Raw genomic sequence first — 14,558 nt, 5'->3', positions numbered from 1 at the left:
GCTTGGCTTCACCTAGGGCATTTTGCCCCTTTGCCGCAAGCGCGGCGCTACTCGGGAACGTTGTCGATCCCGCTTTGCCCCCAAGGGTGGCAGCGCGCGATCCGGCGGGCAGCCAGCCATCCGCCCCGCAGCCCGCCGTGTTTTTGCAAGGCTTCCAGCGCATAGGCGCTGCAGGTGGGCTGATAGCGGCAATTATGCCCGACCCATGGGCTGAAGATCAGCCGGTAGCCGCGCACCGGCAGGGCAAGAAGCGCGGCCAGGGGAGTCATTTTCGCACCCCGTGCAGGATATCCAGCGCGCGGGCCAGATCGACAAGCAATTGGTCGAAGGGCAGGGTGGCTGTCGCCTCGCGCCGTCCGACAAAGACATAGTCCATGCCCGCGCGTCCGGCCTGCGGCAGGGTGAGCCGCGCGATCTCGCGCAGGCGGCGCTTGGCGCGGTTGCGGGCCACGGCATTGCCGACCTTCTTGGAGCAGGTGAACCCCACGCGAATGGGCGCCGCGCTGGGCTCATCCTTCCGGCGGGGGCGCATTTGCAGGATGAAGCCGGGGGTGGCCACGCGTTTGGCGCGGCTGGCGCGTTGGAAGTCCGCCCGTTTGGTCAGGGTCTCCAGACGCAGAGAAACCGCCGGGGCAGGGTTCCCCTTCGTGGCGCAAATGCCATTCAAGGGTGCCTCCGGCGGTGTCATATTCTGGTTCCGAAGATCGAGGGCGCTTATGCGCTCAGCGATTTCCGGCCCTGTGCGCGGCGTGCGTTGATGATCTTACGGCCGGCTTTGGTGGCCATGCGCGCGCGGAAACCATGGCGCCGCTTGCGCACGAGGTTCGAGGGTTGAAAGGTGCGTTTCATCGCTCCGTCTCCATCTAAAGCTGGCTGGGCACGGAATCACTTGAAGGTTCCACCGCGGCCAGCGTCAATTCAAGCCCGTCCTCTAATGCGGCGGGACGCGCAAGTCAAACCCTCTGACAGGGAAAAACCGCGCTTTGCAACAAAATGCCGGTTGGCGGGGGCGGAATTGTTTCAGTTCACCCCTTAACTTTGCAAAATTACCCTTTCCCGCACAAGTCCCATCAAGCGCGCGTGAGGAGCCTGTTCCCGCACCCCGCTTCACGCCATCATTGAGGAAAGCGAAATTGGTCTGATGTAGGCCCAAGGAAGTGTGATGATGAGCCGCAACGACCAAAGCAAACCCGCGCTGATGCGCTATCTGCCCCTTGCGGTGATCGCCGTTATCGCGGTCATCGGGGCTTTTACCCTGCGCGATTACCTGAGCTTCGACGCGCTGCGCGACAACCGCGAGGCGCTGATCGCCTTTCGCGATAGCAATTACCTGCTGACTGCGCTGGTCTTTGTCGCCGCCTACGTGGTGATTGTGGCCTTTTCCCTGCCGGGGGCCACGGTGGCCACTTTGACGGGCGGTTTCCTTTTTGGGCTGTTTCCGGGCGCGCTTTATAACGTCAGTGCTGCGACCTTGGGCGCGGTGGTGATCTTTTTGGCCGCGCAATGGGGCCTTGGTGCCCGGTTGAAAGAGCGGATGGATGCCTCCGAAGGGATGGTGCGCAAGATCAAGGCGGGGATCGACGACAACCAGTGGTCGATGCTCTTTTTTATCCGGCTGGTGCCGGTGGTGCCGTTCTTTGTCGCAAATCTGCTGCCTGCCTTTCTCGGCGTGCCGCTGTTTCGCTTCGTGATCTCGACGTTTTTCGGAATCATGCCGGGGGCGTTGGTCTTTACCTCTGTGGGCGCGGGGCTAGGTGCGGTTTTCGCCCGGGGTGAGACGCCCGACCTTGGGATTATTTTCGCGCCGCATATTCTGTTGCCCATTCTGGGCCTCTGCGTGCTGTCGCTGCTGCCCATGGCGATCAAGACATTTACCGGCAAGAAGGATTTGCTGAAATGACCGACCGTATCAAGACCGACGTTCTGATTATCGGCGCAGGCTCTGGCGGGTTGTCGGTGGCGGCGGGGGCCGTGCAGATGGGCGCGGATGTGACCCTGCTCGAAGGGCATAAGATGGGCGGCGATTGTCTGAACTATGGCTGCGTGCCCTCTAAGGCGCTGATCAAGACCGGCAAGACCGCCTATGCCCAGCAACACAGCGCGCAATATGGGGTCGCGAATGCCGCCGGTGTGGTGGATTACGCCGCCGCCAAGGATCACGTGGCCGATGTCATCTCGCAAATCGCGCCGGTCGATTCGGTTGAGCGGTTCGAGGGCTTGGGCGTACGGGTGATCCGCGAATACGGGCGATTCATTTCCGATAAAGAGGTGCAGGCGGGCGATACCATCATCACCGCGCGGCGCATCGTCGTCGCCACCGGCTCCTCTCCTCTGGTGCCGCCCATTCCGGGGCTGGAGGATGTCCCCTATGAGACGAATGAGACCCTGTTCGACCTGCGCGAAAAGCCCGAGCATCTGATCATCATCGGGGGCGGCCCCATCGGCATCGAGATGGCGCAGGCCCATGTGCGGATGGGCTGCAAGGTGACCGTGATCGAAGGCAGCCGCGCGCTTGGCAAGGATGACCCCGAGCTGTCCGAGGTGGTGTTGCAGACCATGCGGGACGAGGGGGTGGTTTTCGAGGAAGGCAGTGATGCGGCCAAGGTCAGCGGTACTGCTGGGGCGATCACGGTCGAGACCAAGGATGGCCGCGTGATCAAGGGCTCGCATCTGCTGATGGCCGTGGGGCGCAAGAGCAACATCGACCGGCTTGATCTGGATAAGGCCGGGGTGGAGACCACCAAGGCAGGCATCAAGGTCGACGATAGCCTGCGCAGCAGCAACCGGCGGGTCTATGCCATTGGCGATGTGGCGGGCGGGCTGCAATTTACCCATGTGGCGGGCTATCACGCCGGGGTGGTGATCCGCTCGATCCTTTTTGGCCTGCCGAGCAAGACGAAACTGCACCATATTCCATGGGTCACCTATGCCGCGCCGGAACTGGCGCAGGTGGGGCTGACCGAAGCGCAGGCGCGCGAAGAGCATGGCGGCAAGCTGGAGGTTGTGCGGTTCCACTACACCCATAACGACCGCGCGATTGCCGAGCGTCAGACCAAAGGGTTCATCAAAGTCATGGTGGTCAAGGGCCGCCCGGTGGGGGCCAGCATCGTCGGCCATCAGGCGGGCGAATTGATCACCCTGTGGTCGCTTGCGCTGGTCAATAAGATGAAGATGAGCCAGATTGCCGCCATGGTTGCCCCTTACCCCACAATCTCGGAAATTAACAAACGCGCGGCAGGAGCCTATTTCAGCCCGCGCCTGTTCGACAGCGCTCTGGTCAAAACGGTGGTGCGCGCCGTGCAGCGCCTCTTGCCCTGAGATCGCCCATGATCCACTCGCTTTCTGGCCGCCTGCTGATCCTCACCACCATCTTTGTGATGCTGGCCGAAGTGCTGATCTTTGTCCCCTCCATCGCGCGGTTCCGCGAGGAATATATGCTGACGCGGCTGGAGCGGGCGCAAATTGCCTCGCTGGCGCTTTTGGCCGACGACATGCTTGACCCGGAGTTGGAAGAGGAGTTGCTGCGCAACGCCGAGGTCTTCAACGTGGTGCTGCGGCGGGATGAGGCGCGGCAACTGGTGCTGGCCTCTCCCATGCCGCGCATGGTGTCGCAGACCTATGATCTGCGCAATGCCTCGGCGACGGTCTTGATCCGCGATGCGATGCTGCGGCTGTTCCGCCCGGGGAACGAGGTGGTCCGCGTGATCGGCGCGCCGGTGCGCGAAGCGGGGCTGTTGATCGAGGTCACGATGGAGACAGCGCCCATGCGTGTCGCCATGATCGACTATGGAATTCGGATCCTTATCCTCTCGGCGGTGATCTCGGTCATCACGGCGGTGCTTTTGTTCTTTGCCATGCGGGCCTTGCTGCTGAAACCGATCAAACGGGTGGCGGGACATATGCAGCGCTATGCCGCGGCGCCCGAAGATGCGCGGCGGATCATCGAGCCTTCCGCTAGCGTGACCGAATTGCGCGAGGCCGAAGAGGCGCTTCAGAAGCTGCAAACCGACCTCACGCAGGCGCTTAAACAGAAAGAGCGTTTGGCCCAATTGGGCAGCGCCGTTAGCAAGATCAGCCATGATCTGCGCAACATCCTCGCCTCTGCGCAGCTGTTTACCGACCGGATCGAAATGTCAGAAGACCCGACCGTGAAACGCATGGCCCCCAAACTCGTAGGCTCGATCACCCGGGCGGTGCACCTATGCGAATCGACGCTGGCTTTCGGCAAGGCCGAAGAGCCGGGGCCGACGCTGACGCTCATGCCGCTCGAAGAACTGGTGGAAGAGGTGATAGAGGGCGAGCGCCTTGCCGATCCCGAAAGCATCGTGCGCTTTGCCGCTGATATTCCGGCGAATCTCACCGTGCGTGCGGATCCTGAACAAATGTACCGCGTGCTGGCCAATCTCATGCGCAACGCCCGGCAGGCGATCACCGCCACCGGCAAGCCGGGCGAAGTCTATCTGCGGGCCGAGGATATGGGCGAGGCGTGGTGCATCACCGTCAGCGATACCGGCCCCGGCTTGCCGCCCAAGGCGCGGGAGCATCTCTTCACCGCCTTTCAGGGCGGGGCGCGCAAGGGCGGGTCTGGCTTGGGGTTGGTGATCGCTTCCGAACTGGTGCGCGGCCACGGCGGCAGCCTCGCGCTGCGCAACAGCGGGCCGGAAGGCACGGTTTTCGACATAACACTGCCCAAGGGGGACGGCGCCCTGTAGGTTTTTTGAAGAAAATTGCATTTCCTCGAAACGAGGGCTTGCAACTCCCCGGGGCTAAGACTAAACCCCCGCTCAGTGGACCGATAGCTCAGCTGGATAGAGTACCTGACTACGAATCAGGGGGTCGGGGGTTCGAATCCTCCTCGGTCCGCCACTTCACAAAATTGAAAGCACGGCGCTTTTAGAGCGTCTCACCCGTCTCGCGGCGGGTTGTAAAAACCCCTCTCGCGGTAGGGCTGGTCAAAGGCGTGGTCCATCAGCTCCAGATGATCTTGGCCGTAATACATGTCGCCATTCAGAAAATAGCTGGGTGAACCAAAGATGCCGCGGGCGATTGCCTCTTCCGTGTTCTGGGTGTGGATCGCTTGGACATCCTCCTCCATCGCCTGTGCGATCAACCTGTCACAGCCGGGATCGATTCCCGCACACGCGCGGCGCAGATGCTCGGGATTCGCGAGATCGATATCATCGCGCCAATGGGCCTGAAGAACCGCAAAGGAAAGCGCGTCGACATCCCGCCCGGCCTGAACGGCGGCGATCAGAAAGCCGTTTGCAAGGTTAAGCGGGCTGTCGTGGTGGGTCGGGCGGTGATTGAGAATTTCCAGCCCGCGATACTGCGCCCAACGCTCGATCTCTCGGCCAAAGAAATAGTCGATGTAGTGCGGCGTGAAACCGCGAAAGTGGCTCACACGGCCTGAGGCGATCACGGGGGTCAGGTCAAACGGGCGATGCACCAGCCGTGCGCCGCGGGTCGCGCAGATTTCCAAGAGTTTGCGATGCCCCAGATAGGCATAGGCAGAATGGGCGGAATAGAAATATTCAATGGTGTCCAAGGTCGGCTCCCTCCGGTTGCGCCAGCATCATGGCGGAAACCGGGGGTTAGACAAGGACGGGGGCGAAAGCCGAGGGTGGGATCGCGGGTGTGGTCGCAACAGGATGCTTCTAGCCGCGATGACGCCTCAATACCGGCGGTTATGCAATCTGTTCGCCCGGGGCCGGGGCGCGATTGCGCGGACCTTCCGAGGCTGGGGGCGCTGCTTGGCCATGAATGCCACTGCCGCCGCCGCGGCCATGATCAGGATCAAGAGTTGGTAAGTCCACATGAGCCATTCCTCCTAGGGCATGTTCATAAGGTTAACCTTATCTCTGCCCGATGGGTTCCGTCTTGGCGGGGATGGTGGCGGCCTTTGGCCGGGGCCGCAAGTCAAAAAGGCCGCCGCATTTCTGCGACCGCCTTCTTTCGCACGGCGGTTCCGGGCGTCAGCCCATTTGCCGCACCACGGCCATGGTGGCGATGGCGGGCAGGGTCAGCAGCGCTTTGGCCTGTTCCACCCGGGCGGGGGTGTAGTAGCCCTCCTCGTGCAGAATGTTGACCGTGGCGACCATCTTGCCGCCGATGATGATCGGCAGGTTCACGACCGAGGCGCAGCCCAAACGTCCAATCAGTTCGGCATCGGGAAAGACCGCGTCGATATCGGCCAAGGTGTTGGCGACAAAGCACTCCTGCCGCCCGTGGACCTGCTCGAACCAGGTGTCGATGGTGATCTCTTTGGTGCCGGAGGTTGGGTAATTCTCGGCGTCGTCGGTATAGACCCGCCGCGCCAGCATCGCATCCATATCCGCTGTCATCACGGTAAAGAGTTTGGCCCCCACGGTGGCCTTGGTCAGCGCGCAGAGCGCGTCGAAGGCCTGTGTTTCGGTGGTCGCCTGCTCAAGCGCTGTCTGAAAGCGTTGCATTGCGTCGGTGGTATCGGTCATGGGGCTTCCTTGCGGTCTGGATTGCCGCCCGAGGCGGCGTAGAGGGCTTGGGTATAGGGATCGGTAAAGCTGCCGTCATGCAGCGCGCTGGCCGGGGCGATCTCAACCACCCGGCCTTTGTTCATCACCGCCATCCGGTCGCACATGAAGCTGACCACCGGCAGGTTGTGGGTGACCATCAGATAGGTCAGCCCCTGTTCGCGGCGCAGCCGTTTCAACAGATTGAGGATTTCCGCCTGAACCGAGACATCCAGCGCCGAGGTCGGCTCATCCAGCAACATTACCTTGGGTTCCAGCATCAGCGCGCGGGCGATGGCGACACGTTGCCGCTGGCCGCCGGAGAGCTGATGCGGAAAGCGGAAGCGGAAACGTTTATCGAGGCCGACGGCCTGCAACATCTCCACCACGCGGGCGCTGCGGTTGCCGAGCCCGTGGATCATCAGCGGCTCGGAGAGCACGCCGTCCACCGTCTTGCGCGGATGGAGAGAGGCATAGGGGTCTTGAAACACCATCTGGCACTGGCCGGCAAAGGCGCGGTCGACCCTGTGGCCGCGCGGCTGGCCGAGCACGGAAATCTCGCCGGTCCAATCGGGGGCCAACCCCGCGATGGCCTTGAGCACCGTAGACTTGCCCGAGCCGCTTTCGCCCACCAGCGCAAAGCTCTCGCCTTCGGCCACGTCAATGTTCACCCCGCTGACCACCTTGGTTTGCCCATAAGAGATGTCGAGGTTCTTGAGTGTAATCGCGCTCATGTGCCGCTCCATGCGCTGCGGTCGAGGACGGGCAGTTCATCGCGCGTCTCTTCCATTTTCGGAACCGAGGCCAAAAGGCCCTTGGTATAGGGATGGCTGGCTTTGTGCAGATCGGCGGCGGCGCAGCTTTCCACCACCTGACCAGCGTGCATCACGAGGATCCGGTCGCAATAGCGCGCAACGAGGTTGAGGTCATGGGAGATCAGGATCAGCCCCATGCCGTGGTCGCGCACCAACTCGTCGATGAGGTCGAGCACTTGAGCCTGCACGCTGACATCCAGCGCCGAGGTCGGCTCATCCGCGATCAGCAGATCGGGGCGGGGGATCAGCATCATGGCGATCATGATCCGCTGGCCCATGCCGCCCGATACCTCATGTGGGTAGAGGTCGACCACCCGCTCGGGCGCGTTGATCCGCACCGATTCCAACATCTCGATCACCCGCGTCTTTACATCGCGCCGGGCAAGGCGTTCGTGGGTCAGCAGCGCCTCGGCGATCTGTGCGCCGACGGTCATCACCGGGTTCAGCGAGAATTTCGGATCCTGCATGATCATCGAGATCCGCGCCCCGCGCAGCTGGCGCATCTGCCGTTCCGACTGGCTTTGCAGATCGATCCCGTCGAAGCGCATCACATCGGCCTGCTGCCGCCCCGGATGGCGGACGAGCCGCAGGACGGCGCGCCCGGTCATGGATTTGCCCGAGCCGCTTTCGCCGACGATGCCGAGCCGTTCGCGACCGAGGGTGAAGGACAGGCCCTTGACCACCTCGACCCGGCCCTTGGGGGTGGGGAAGCTGACGGAGAGGTTTTTAAGTTCCAGCAGGGGCGCGGTCATGACTTCCCTCCTTGTTTGGGGTCGAGCACGTCGCGCAGCCCGTCGCCCAGAAAGCAAAAGCCGAGCGAGACGAGGATGATCGCAAAACCGGGCATCGTCGCGACCCACCATTGATCCAAGATAAAGGCCCGCCCGCGCGAGATCATCGCGCCCCATTCTGGCAGCGGCGGCTGCGCGCCGAGGCCCAGAAAGCCAAGGCCCGCGGCGGTCAGGATGATCCCCGCCATATCGAGCGTCACGCGGACGATCATCGACGAGGTGCACAGCGGCAGCACGTGCCGCGTGATGATCCGCCCGTGCGACGCGCCGAGCAGGCGCATGGCCGAGATGAACTCGGAATTGCGGAAGGTCAGCGTCTCGGCCCGGGCGATCCGCGCATAGGCGGGCCAAGAGGTGATGGCGATGGCGATGATGGCATTCTCAATCCCCGGGCCGAGGGCTGCGACGAAGGCCAGTGCGAGGATCAGCTTGGGCATCGACAGGAAGACATCCGTCACCCCCATCAGGATTTTGTCGGTCCAGCCGCCGAAATAACCCGAGATCGCGCCGATCAGCAGCCCCAGAGGGGCGGCAATCACGGCGACCAAGGCAACGATCATCAGGGTGATCCGCGCGCCATAGATCACGCGGCTGAAGATGTCGCGCCCCAGTTCATCCGTGCCCATCCAATGCGCCGCCGAAGGTGGCAGCAGCCGAGCGTCGAGGTTCTGCCCCAGCGGGTTCTGCGGCGCGATCCAAGGCGCAAACAGCGCGGCCAGTATCAGCATCAACAGGATCAGCGCCCCCACCACCGCCAGCGGATTGCGCAGCAATTGCAGCATCATGCGATAGGCGTTGCCCATGTTCGCCTGCAGTTTCGAGGCGGGGGAGTCGTCCAAAAGCCAGTTTCTTGCAGTGGTCATGACGGCCTCCTAGCGGCTGCGCGGGTCAAGGATGCGGTAGAGCACATCCGAGAGCTTGTTGATCAGGATGAAGACCGCGCCGATCACCAGCGTCGCCCCCAGAACGGCATTCATATCGGCGTTGAGCAGCGCCACGGTCAGGTAATTGCCGATGCCCGGCCAACCAAAGACCGTCTCGATCATCACCGACCCTTCGAGGAGGGCGGCATAGGACAGGCCGATCACGGTAATCAGCGGCACCCGGATCGGGCGGAACCCATGCACCCAAAGCACCCGCCACTCCGCCACGCCCTTGACGCGGGCGGTCGTGATGAACTCTTGGCCCAGTTGGTCCAACATGAAGCTGCGTGTCATCCGTGCGATATAGGCGAGGGAAAAGAAACCGAGGATCGCGGCAGGCAGGATCAGGTGATCCAGCGCATTCCAAAAGATGTCCCACTCACCCGCAAGGGCCGAATCCACCAGCATCAGCCCACTGCGCGGCTCGACCATGCCTTCGTAAAAGATATCGACACGGCCCGGCCCCGCGACCCAACCCAGATTGGCGTAGAAGATGACAAGTCCGACAAGCCCCAGCCAAAAGGCGGGCACCGAGTAGCCCAGCAGCGCGAAGACGCGGATGATCTGATCCACCCAAGTGCCCTGTCGCGCGGCGGCCCAGACACCGCAGGGCACGCCAAGGCCGATGCCAATCAGAATGCCCAGCGTTGCCATCTCCAACGTGGCGGGAAAGACCTGGGCGAGGTCCTGCGCCACGGGCCGGTTGGTCGAGACGGAATGCCCAAGATCGCCCTGGAACACATCGCTGACATAGGAGAAGAATTGCATGATCAGGGGCCGGTCCAGCCCCATCGCCACCCGAGCGGCGTCATATTGTTCTTGGGTCGCGCGGTCGCCGACAACGGCCAGCACCGGATCAATCGGAATGACCCGGCCGATGAAAAATGTGATCGCCATCAGCCCGATGAAGGTGAGCAGGGTCACTACCGCAAAGCCGCCGAGAGAGGAAACCCCCTGCGCCAGCTTGCGGGCTGTTGTCATATTCGTATTCACGGGCCACGCCCTCCCTTCCTTCGCCGATGCCCTTGATAAGCAAGCCATTTCCTGCGCCGACATGCGGCCTAAGAGTGCGGTGGCACCGTTCGGATGCTTTGTGCATAAAACAAATTTCGCCATTTGCAAAAATTTTTTTGCCAGACAAAATAATTTTTTGTAACGTCGGCTCAGAATAGGGGAGACGACCAAGATGCCGCGCGACAAAGCCAAGCCGGAGCCGAACCTCGGTGCCGCGATCCGCAAAAGGCGCAAGCAGATGCAGATGACGCTGCAAATGCTCTGCGACAAATCGGGCGTATCGATGGGTTACCTCAGTCAGGTGGAGCGGGGCAATGCCACGCCGTCCCTCGGCACGCTGGCGCAGATCGCCGATGGGCTGGGAGTGGCTTTGGAATATTTCATCGCCGCGCCCAAACCCTCGGACGGACTGACCCGTGGCAATGAGCGCACGCAATTCGCGCTGGCCAATTCATCACTGACCTATGAAAGCCTTGCCGCCACTTTCCCGGGTGCAGAACTGTCGAGCTATCTGCTTCACGTCCCGCCCGGCTACGAATCCGAGACGGTGAGCCATGAGGGCGAGGAGATGGTCTTTGTCCTTGAGGGAGAGATCGAGCAGACCCTCGACGGGCAGAAATTCCGCATGAGCGCGGGCGACTGTCTGCATTACAGCGGCCAGCTTCCCCATGCTTGGGCAAACCGAACCGACACGACTGCGCGCATTCTCTGGACCGGCACCTTGGCCGTGCTGAACCGGGCAGGGGCCATCGAGCTGCCTGAACTGATCAAGAAAGCCTAGGCGCGCTGGGCAGATGACATTCCAACTTCAACGATCCAACAAGGAGACAACCATGAGAACACTTAGATCAACCCTATTGGCAAGCGCGCTGGCGCTGCCCTTGGCCGCGCCGCTGGCCATGGCCGACACGCCCGAAGGCGTGCTGGTGGTGGCGCAGAACATCGACGACATCGTGGCGCTCGACCCTGCGCAGGCCTATGAGTTCACCTCCGGCGAGCTGGTCACCAACCTCTACGACCGTCTGGTGCAATATGACGCCGAAGACACCACGGTGCTGGCAGCAGGGCTGGCCTCTGACTGGGAAGCCGATGCAGAGGCCAAGACGATCACCTTCACCCTGCGCGACGGCGCGACATTCGCCTCCGGCAACCCGGTGACTGTGGATGACGTGCTGTTCTCTTTCGCACGCGTCATCAAGCTGAACCTCACCCCGGCCTTCATCCTGACCCAATTGGGCTGGACGGCTGAAAACATCGACCAGATGGTCACTGGCGAGGGCAACACCGTCACCGTCAAATACGACGGCGATTTCTCCCCGGCCTTTGTGCTGAACGTACTTGCCGCGCGTCCCGCTTCCATCGTCGATAGCGTGCTGGTGAAGGAGCATGAAGTCGATGGCGACATGGGCAACGCCTGGCTGAACAAAAACTCCGCCGGCTCCGGCCCCTTCAAGCTCGACCGCTATGCGCCGGCGCAGATGGTTCGGATGAGCGCGAATGAGGGCTACTTCAACGGCGCGCCCGAGATCGACAGCGTGATCATCCGCCATGTGGCCGAATCCGCCACCCAGCAGTTGCTGCTTGAGAAGGGGGACATCGACCTTGCGCGCAACCTGACGCCGGACCAGATCGCCTCGATCGACAATGCGGAAATCAAGGTCGAAACCTACCCGCAGGCGGCGGTGCATTTCCTGTCGTTCAACCAAAAGACCGAGAGCCTGACCCCGCCCGCCGTCTGGGAAGCCGCCCGCTATCTGGTGGATTACGAAGGCATGACCAATTCGATCATCAAGGGTCAAATGGACGTGCATCAGGCCTTCTGGCCGAAAGGTTTCCCCGGCTCTTTTGACGAGACGCCATTCACCTACGACCCTGAAACGGCCGAGCAAATCCTCGTCGATGCCGGGATTGAGACGCCAATCACCGTCTCGCTCGACGTGATCAACGCGGCGCCCTTCACCGACATGGCCCAATCGCTTCAGGCCAGCTTTGCCGATGCAGGGATCAACTTCGAGATCCTGCCCGGCACCGGCAGTCAGGTCATCACCAAGTACCGTGAGCGCAGCCACGAGGCGATGCTGCTGTACTGGGGTCCCGACTTCATGGACCCGCATTCCAACGCCAAGGCCTTTGCCTATAACTCGGACAACTCCGACGACTCCTATGCCGCGACCACCACATGGCGCAACGCATGGGCCGTGCCGAAGGAGCTGAACAAGCAGACCATGGCGGCGCTGTCAGAGGCCGACCCGGAAAAGCGGCTCGAAATGTACCGCGACCTTCAGCAAAAGGTGCAAAAGGACTCGCCCATCGTGATCATGTTCCAAGCGGCCTATCAGGTGGCGATGGACGATGATGTGACCGGCTATGTGAACGGCGCGACATCGGATTTCGTCTTCTACCGGTTGGTGGAAAAGGGCTGATCCAGCCTAACCCGATCCCTGCGCGGGCCGAGGGCTCCCCTCGGCCCGCGCATCCCAATACCCCTTTTGAATACCAAGGTCTTTGCCCATGTCCGCTTCCTCCCCCTTCGACACCCGCCTTGCCAACCTGCGTGCGCGCATGGCCGAGACGGGCACCGATCTTGTCGCCCTTGGCCCGTCGAGCCATATGGCGTGGCTGTCAGGCGTGCATCCGCATGGCGACGAACGCCCTGTTATGCTGCTGGTCAGTGCCGATTACGCGGGGTTTCTGATGCCCGCCCTGAACGCCGCCGCCGCGCGCAAGGACACCGATCTGCCGTTTCACGCATGGAGCGACGATCAGGGGCCAGCCGCGGCCCTCACCGAACTGCTCGACGCCTGCGGGGCTACGGCCCCCGGCCTGTCGGTGGTGCTGGATGAGACCATGCGCACCGATTTCACCCTGCGGCTTTTGGATGCGCTCGATCACCCGCGCCGCCGTTTTACCGATGACACCGTCGGTCTGCTGCGCGCCAGCAAGGACGGCGAAGAATATGCCGCGATCAAGGCCGCGCATCTGCTGAACGACAGTGCCGTTCAGGCTGCTTTTGCCGCGTTGAAAGAAGGCATCACCGAGCGTGAGATCGTGGCGCTGATTCAGGACCACTACAAAGCCAACGGCGCGGGCCTTGAATTCTGCTCGGTCTGTTTCGGCGAATCCGGCGCTTTCCCGCATCACTACCCAGGCGATACGGCATTGGCGCAGGGCATGGCCGTGCTGATCGACACCGGCTGCCGGTTGAACGGATATCCCTCCGACATGACCCGCAGCGGCTTTTTCGGCACGCCCGATGCGGAGTACGAAGCGGTTTTCGCCACGGTCGAGCGGGCGGTACAGGCCGCTCTTGATGCCGCCCGCCCCGGCGTCGCGGCACGCGAGATTGACCGCGCGGCGCGCGATGTGATCACGCAGGCAGGCTATGGTGCAAACTTCCTGCACCGCACCGGCCATGGCCTTGGCATAGACATCCACGAGCCGCCCTATATCGCCGCGAATTCCGATGCGGTTCTGGCCGAAGGCAATGTCTTTTCAATTGAGCCGGGCATTTATCTTGAAGGCAAGTTCGGCGTGCGCCTTGAAGAGATCGTGATCCTACGCGCCGATGGGCCGAAAATCTTCTCGGAATTGCCGCGCGAGATGCAGCGCTGCGGTTAAAAAGGTGGCCAAAGCGGCGAAAATGCGCGCGCTTTGGCCTGGAGGGAGACGGAGAGAGAGAGGAGTGGGGCGCGCGGTCAGGAGGTGCCGCGTGCCGTGTTTTCAAAGATGCTTTTCATATGGCTGTCGAACTCGTTCCAGGTGATGACAGCCCGGTTGCCCGCGTGGCCGTGATAATAGGACCGGCCCGTCGAAGTGGGCAGCCCGGCCCAGATGCGGGCGAGGTTTTCCATGAAACGATGGCGGCTGATCTTGCCCTTCATGAAGGGAGTAAATCCTGCGTCTTCGAGCAATAGATCCGCCAACAGGTCTTGGACCTGCGGGGTGAACCGATCGCTCTTGCTTAGCCCCGCTTCGGCGACGAGCGTTTTCAAAGTGTTGGGGATGAACTGATAGCGCCCGATGGCATGGGGCTGGCCGGGGGTTGCCTTGATCCAGCGATAAATTTCGCCGATGGTCATGCTTGTGGGGCGCTTGGGCGGCTTGATCCGGGCCCCATGTTGCACCGCATCATAGCCTTTCGCGCCGGCCTCGGCGGAGGCGATGACATGTCGCACCGCCGCCGATGGGCCGCCGCGCGTGGGCAGGGTCAGTTTGCGGGGGGCCTGTGCATGTTTGGCAGGGGTCTTGATCATGCCCCGGTTGAGGTGGATCCGCGCATCCGAGGCAGAGGGCGACAGGGCGAAGTTCAGGCCGGTAACGGCGATCTTGCGGCTGTCGAAACGGGCGAAATCATTTGCATTTGCCGCGCCGGAGAGGGTGGCGGCGATCAGGCAAAAGGCAGTGCTGGCAGCGAGCTTTTTCATCGGAGTTTCCCATCGGGCTGGAGGTTTGCATTGTCCCTGATCATGCGCCTCTAAAATCGATATTTCATTAATGCGGACAGCTAGTTAGCGTCTCGAAAGGATA

16 protein-coding genes and 1 tRNA gene are annotated in these 14,558 nt (G+C 62.1%); 7 read left to right on the top strand and 10 right to left on the bottom strand.

Annotated elements, in window-relative coordinates:
• Nucleotides 1-47: 47 nt before the first annotated feature.
• Genes yidD through rpmH form a run of 3 tightly spaced genes read right to left on the bottom strand, consistent with a single transcriptional unit; the run spans nucleotide 48 to nucleotide 849 of the window.
• Nucleotides 48-269, bottom strand: a complete 222-nt coding sequence (gene yidD, locus ACGYK7_RS14560; RefSeq protein ID WP_394403212.1) for a membrane protein insertion efficiency factor YidD — start codon at nucleotides 267-269, stop codon at nucleotides 48-50.
• Nucleotides 266-688, bottom strand: coding sequence for a ribonuclease P protein component (gene rnpA / locus ACGYK7_RS14555; protein ID WP_394403210.1), 423 nt, complete (start codon nucleotides 686-688; stop codon nucleotides 266-268). The genes yidD and rnpA overlap by 4 nt, the downstream gene beginning before the upstream one ends.
• A 26-nt stretch (nucleotides 689-714) precedes the next feature.
• Nucleotides 715-849 carry a 50S ribosomal protein L34 gene (rpmH, locus tag ACGYK7_RS14550; protein ID WP_007118882.1) on the bottom strand — a complete coding sequence of 45 codons (135 nt, stop codon included), beginning with the start codon at nucleotides 847-849 and terminating at the stop codon, nucleotides 715-717.
• A gap of 316 nt (nucleotides 850-1,165) precedes the next feature.
• On the opposite strand from rpmH, the gene ACGYK7_RS14545 reads away from it, so the two are divergent.
• The 4 genes from ACGYK7_RS14545 to ACGYK7_RS14530 all read left to right on the top strand — a co-directional run bounded on the left by ACGYK7_RS14545 (nucleotide 1,166) and on the right by ACGYK7_RS14530 (nucleotide 4,866).
• A complete protein-coding gene (locus ACGYK7_RS14545; protein WP_394403208.1) occupies nucleotides 1,166-1,900 on the top strand; it encodes a TVP38/TMEM64 family protein in 735 nt (244 codons plus the stop codon).
• The gene (locus tag ACGYK7_RS14540) at nucleotides 1,897-3,318 is read left to right on the top strand and encodes a dihydrolipoyl dehydrogenase family protein (RefSeq protein ID WP_394403206.1); all 1,422 of its coding nucleotides are present in this window, start codon (nucleotides 1,897-1,899) and stop codon (nucleotides 3,316-3,318) included. The genes ACGYK7_RS14545 and ACGYK7_RS14540 overlap by 4 nt, the downstream gene beginning before the upstream one ends.
• An 8-nt stretch (nucleotides 3,319-3,326) precedes the next feature.
• The gene (locus ACGYK7_RS14535) at nucleotides 3,327-4,712 is read left to right on the top strand and encodes a sensor histidine kinase (protein ID WP_394403205.1); all 1,386 of its coding nucleotides are present in this window, start codon (nucleotides 3,327-3,329) and stop codon (nucleotides 4,710-4,712) included.
• 77 nt (nucleotides 4,713-4,789) lie between these two features.
• A tRNA-Arg gene (locus ACGYK7_RS14530) sits at nucleotides 4,790-4,866 on the top strand.
• Nucleotides 4,867-4,903: 37 nt separating this feature from the next.
• On the opposite strand, the gene ACGYK7_RS14525 is transcribed toward ACGYK7_RS14530, so the two are convergent.
• From ACGYK7_RS14525 to ACGYK7_RS14500, 6 genes are all read right to left on the bottom strand, one after another.
• Entirely contained in the window at nucleotides 4,904-5,545 is a 642-nt protein-coding gene (locus tag ACGYK7_RS14525) for a 2-hydroxychromene-2-carboxylate isomerase (protein ID WP_394403204.1), read from the bottom strand.
• A gap of 427 nt (nucleotides 5,546-5,972) precedes the next feature.
• On the bottom strand, nucleotides 5,973-6,470 hold the full coding sequence (locus ACGYK7_RS14520) for a GAF domain-containing protein (RefSeq protein ID WP_394403203.1): 498 nt from the start codon (nucleotides 6,468-6,470) through the stop codon (nucleotides 5,973-5,975).
• Nucleotides 6,467-7,222 carry an ABC transporter ATP-binding protein gene (locus ACGYK7_RS14515; protein ID WP_394403201.1) on the bottom strand — a complete coding sequence of 252 codons (756 nt, stop codon included), beginning with the start codon at nucleotides 7,220-7,222 and terminating at the stop codon, nucleotides 6,467-6,469. The genes ACGYK7_RS14520 and ACGYK7_RS14515 overlap by 4 nt, the downstream gene beginning before the upstream one ends.
• Nucleotides 7,219-8,055 carry an ABC transporter ATP-binding protein gene (locus ACGYK7_RS14510; protein ID WP_394403200.1) on the bottom strand — a complete coding sequence of 279 codons (837 nt, stop codon included), beginning with the start codon at nucleotides 8,053-8,055 and terminating at the stop codon, nucleotides 7,219-7,221. Before ACGYK7_RS14510 ends, ACGYK7_RS14515 begins: the two co-directional genes overlap by 4 nt.
• A complete protein-coding gene (locus ACGYK7_RS14505; RefSeq protein WP_394403198.1) occupies nucleotides 8,052-8,957 on the bottom strand; it encodes an ABC transporter permease in 906 nt (301 codons plus the stop codon). Before ACGYK7_RS14505 ends, ACGYK7_RS14510 begins: the two co-directional genes overlap by 4 nt.
• Nucleotides 8,958-8,966: 9 nt before the next feature.
• On the bottom strand, nucleotides 8,967-9,998 hold the full coding sequence (locus ACGYK7_RS14500) for an ABC transporter permease (protein ID WP_394403196.1): 1,032 nt from the start codon (nucleotides 9,996-9,998) through the stop codon (nucleotides 8,967-8,969).
• A 205-nt stretch (nucleotides 9,999-10,203) separates the two neighbouring features.
• On the opposite strand from ACGYK7_RS14500, the gene ACGYK7_RS14495 reads away from it, so the two are divergent.
• The 3 genes from ACGYK7_RS14495 (at nucleotide 10,204) to ACGYK7_RS14485 (ending at nucleotide 13,649) form a co-directional block, all read left to right on the top strand.
• Entirely contained in the window at nucleotides 10,204-10,812 is a 609-nt protein-coding gene (locus tag ACGYK7_RS14495) for a helix-turn-helix domain-containing protein (protein WP_394403194.1), read from the top strand.
• 52 nt (nucleotides 10,813-10,864) lie between these two features.
• Entirely contained in the window at nucleotides 10,865-12,454 is a 1,590-nt protein-coding gene (locus tag ACGYK7_RS14490; protein ID WP_394403192.1) for an ABC transporter substrate-binding protein, read from the top strand.
• Nucleotides 12,455-12,542: 88 nt separating this feature from the next.
• Complete coding sequence (locus tag ACGYK7_RS14485) at nucleotides 12,543-13,649, top strand: M24 family metallopeptidase (protein ID WP_394403190.1); 1,107 nt, start codon at nucleotides 12,543-12,545, stop codon at nucleotides 13,647-13,649.
• 77 nt (nucleotides 13,650-13,726) lie between these two features.
• Here ACGYK7_RS14485 and ACGYK7_RS14480 read toward each other — a convergent pair whose 3' ends face one another.
• Entirely contained in the window at nucleotides 13,727-14,455 is a 729-nt protein-coding gene (locus ACGYK7_RS14480) for a hypothetical protein (RefSeq protein WP_394403189.1), read from the bottom strand.
• Nucleotides 14,456-14,558 lie beyond the last annotated feature (103 nt).

Origin of the sequence: Sulfitobacter sp. 1A15299, from assembly GCF_043556915.1 — a bacterium.
Taxonomy (GTDB): Bacteria; Pseudomonadota; Alphaproteobacteria; order Rhodobacterales; family Rhodobacteraceae; genus Sulfitobacter.
This window is presented reverse-complemented; position numbering and strand designations above follow the sequence as displayed.

What these genes read in the sequence shown, in the direction of transcription:
- yidD (WP_394403212.1), bottom strand. Translation starts at nt 269, where the DNA reads ATGACTCCCCTGGCCGCGCTTCTTGCCCTGCCGGTGCGCGGCTACCGG.
- rnpA (WP_394403210.1), bottom strand. Translation starts at nt 688, where the DNA reads ATGACACCGCCGGAGGCACCCTTGAATGGCATTTGCGCCACGAAGGGG.
- rpmH (WP_007118882.1), bottom strand. Translation starts at nt 849, where the DNA reads ATGAAACGCACCTTTCAACCCTCGAACCTCGTGCGCAAGCGGCGCCAT.
- ACGYK7_RS14545 (WP_394403208.1), top strand. Translation starts at nt 1,166, where the DNA reads ATGAGCCGCAACGACCAAAGCAAACCCGCGCTGATGCGCTATCTGCCC.
- ACGYK7_RS14540 (WP_394403206.1), top strand. Translation starts at nt 1,897, where the DNA reads ATGACCGACCGTATCAAGACCGACGTTCTGATTATCGGCGCAGGCTCT.
- ACGYK7_RS14535 (WP_394403205.1), top strand. Translation starts at nt 3,327, where the DNA reads ATGATCCACTCGCTTTCTGGCCGCCTGCTGATCCTCACCACCATCTTT.
- ACGYK7_RS14520 (WP_394403203.1), bottom strand. Translation starts at nt 6,470, where the DNA reads ATGACCGATACCACCGACGCAATGCAACGCTTTCAGACAGCGCTTGAG.
- ACGYK7_RS14515 (WP_394403201.1), bottom strand. Translation starts at nt 7,222, where the DNA reads ATGAGCGCGATTACACTCAAGAACCTCGACATCTCTTATGGGCAAACC.
- ACGYK7_RS14510 (WP_394403200.1), bottom strand. Translation starts at nt 8,055, where the DNA reads ATGACCGCGCCCCTGCTGGAACTTAAAAACCTCTCCGTCAGCTTCCCC.
- ACGYK7_RS14505 (WP_394403198.1), bottom strand. Translation starts at nt 8,957, where the DNA reads ATGACCACTGCAAGAAACTGGCTTTTGGACGACTCCCCCGCCTCGAAA.
- ACGYK7_RS14500 (WP_394403196.1), bottom strand. Translation starts at nt 9,998, where the DNA reads ATGACAACAGCCCGCAAGCTGGCGCAGGGGGTTTCCTCTCTCGGCGGC.
- ACGYK7_RS14495 (WP_394403194.1), top strand. Translation starts at nt 10,204, where the DNA reads ATGCCGCGCGACAAAGCCAAGCCGGAGCCGAACCTCGGTGCCGCGATC.
- ACGYK7_RS14490 (WP_394403192.1), top strand. Translation starts at nt 10,865, where the DNA reads ATGAGAACACTTAGATCAACCCTATTGGCAAGCGCGCTGGCGCTGCCC.
- ACGYK7_RS14485 (WP_394403190.1), top strand. Translation starts at nt 12,543, where the DNA reads ATGTCCGCTTCCTCCCCCTTCGACACCCGCCTTGCCAACCTGCGTGCG.
- ACGYK7_RS14480 (WP_394403189.1), bottom strand. Translation starts at nt 14,455, where the DNA reads ATGAAAAAGCTCGCTGCCAGCACTGCCTTTTGCCTGATCGCCGCCACC.